The sequence below is a fragment of the Gordonibacter pamelaeae 7-10-1-b genome (assembly GCF_000210055.1).
GTDB lineage: Bacteria > Actinomycetota > Coriobacteriia > Coriobacteriales > Eggerthellaceae > Gordonibacter > Gordonibacter pamelaeae.
In genome coordinates this window covers 1,461,267-1,463,063 of record NC_021021.1, presented here as the reverse complement: position 1 = coordinate 1,463,063, position 1,797 = coordinate 1,461,267, and the positions used below count along the sequence as shown (strand labels likewise).

Here is a 1,797-nt window from a genome sequence, read left to right as displayed (position 1 = left end):
GCCCCATCTCGTGCCACGCGTCCGCCTCCGCCCTCCAATCGAGCACCGGCGTGCCGTCCGCGCGCCGCCAGGCGCGGGCATCGTGGTATGCGTAGAAGAAGTTGCCGTAGAAGGCGTTGGCGGAGCCGCGGTCGTCGTAGCCCTTCCCGCGGACGTAGGCCTCGACTTCCTCGAGCGCGGGCCTTTTCGGCCTCGCCTGCGCTTGCGTGTCGTTCATCTCGGTTCTCCCTCCGTCTGAGCTAATCGTCGTTGAACTCGCTGAAATCGCTGTCGGCGGCCACGCGCTCGGCGACGCTCATGGCCCTCTTCGCGCCAGACGGGCCGGACTTACGGGCGGAGCGCGGCGCGGGCTTGCGGCGCCAGGTGTTCACGACGTTCTTCCATCGGACGATCGGCACGCCGCCCGCGCGGACCCAGCCGGTGGCCTCGTAGTAGTCGAAGAACTCGTCGGGGTCGATCACGCGGTAGGCGGGATTGTCCGGGTCGGGGGCGTCATAGCCCTTCTCGTGCACGTACTTTCGGACCTGCTCGCGGGTCGGCGCCTTCGACGGGGCGGCCTTCTCCTCGGCTGCGGCCACGGCGCCGGAATCGACGAGATCGGCCCTCAGGTCGTAGAACCTCAGGCCGTTTCCGGCGGCGAGGAACTTGGGCAGCGACATGATGTAGCGCCCGTCGGTATGCGATGCCGCGTACTCGCGGCGGTAGGTGTCGTAGGCGCGACCGATGCGCGGAAGCGTCCAGCCGTCCGCGAGGGCGCGGGCATAAGCCTCGGCGACGTCGGCGAAGACCTCCGCCTTGCCGATGGACATGCGCATGAGGGCAAGCACCTCGGCGTTTGGGACCGGGACCTCCGTCTCGAGCCCAAGGCCGGCCTCCGATGCGACCCTCACGACCGTGACCGAGTCGCCCGCAGCCTTCGACATGACCGGGTCTTCGACAGACGGCAGCGCGCCCGCGCGCCCTCTCCCACTAACATCAATAACAACATCCTTGTTAGTGTCGCAAAAATTGGTACACGGTGAAATCGTTTCCCCAGTTGGGCCCGTGTACCAATTTTTGGTACACGGTGAATCTAGTTGCAAACTAACGTTAGTTTGGTCGCCCGTGTACCAATTTTTGGTACACGGCGAATCCTGCGGGTTGTTGATAACCTCGTTTTCAACCCCCTCCCCCGGCAAGTTTTCAACAGCGCCCGCCCCAGTCGATTTCGAGTTATCGACAGGCACGAAACGGCGCTCCTCGGGGATCTCGGCATTGACCACGTAGCGGTTCGAGAGATAGCGCCCTTGGCCCTGCGCGCGACCCTGGTGCACGCTGATGTAGCCGCACTCGACCAGGGTTCGGCGGTGGCGGTAGTAGGTGTTGCGCGACATCGCGAGGTGGGCGCAGATCGTGTCCACAGACGGGAACAGCACGTGGGTGCCCGCGCCGGCATGGGCGCAGAAGTAGGCGTAGACGCCCTTGGCCGACGACGACAGGCGGGTGTCCTCGGTCGCCTTGGCCGAGACGATGCCGAAGCCGCGCTCCATGAGATCGCCGCCGAAGACGACGACCGCGCCGTCGCGGTCCAGGATCTCGAACGTCTCGTCGAGCTCGTCGCGGGTGCGGCCGGCGGGCTGTGCCGCCATGCCGCGCTCCTTTGCGCTACTCACGGCGCTGCACCCCCTCCCTCACGACCTCGGCGGGGATCGGGACCATGCAGAGCTCCCCGTCCCGGTCCTCGCCGTAGGGCGTCACGATGTCGACGATGTAGCCGCCGCGCTCGAGCGCGGCCAGCGCCTCGTCGTAGTCGCGGCG

General features: G+C 66.6%; 2 protein-coding genes. Both read right to left on the bottom strand.

Features of this window, described 5'->3' with window-relative positions:
* On the bottom strand, nt 1-217 hold a 217-nt coding region (locus GPA_RS18990), incomplete at its 3' end, for a hypothetical protein (RefSeq protein ID WP_041239207.1).
* A gap of 22 nt (nt 218-239) precedes the next feature.
* On the bottom strand, nt 240-1,628 hold the full coding sequence (locus tag GPA_RS06710) for a helix-turn-helix domain-containing protein (protein ID WP_015539389.1): 1,389 nt from the start codon (nt 1,626-1,628) through the stop codon (nt 240-242).
* Nucleotides 1,629-1,797: the final 169 nt, after the last annotated feature.

What these genes read in the sequence shown, in the direction of transcription:
- GPA_RS06710 (WP_015539389.1), bottom strand. Translation starts at nt 1,628, where the DNA reads ATGGCGGCACAGCCCGCCGGCCGCACCCGCGACGAGCTCGACGAGACG.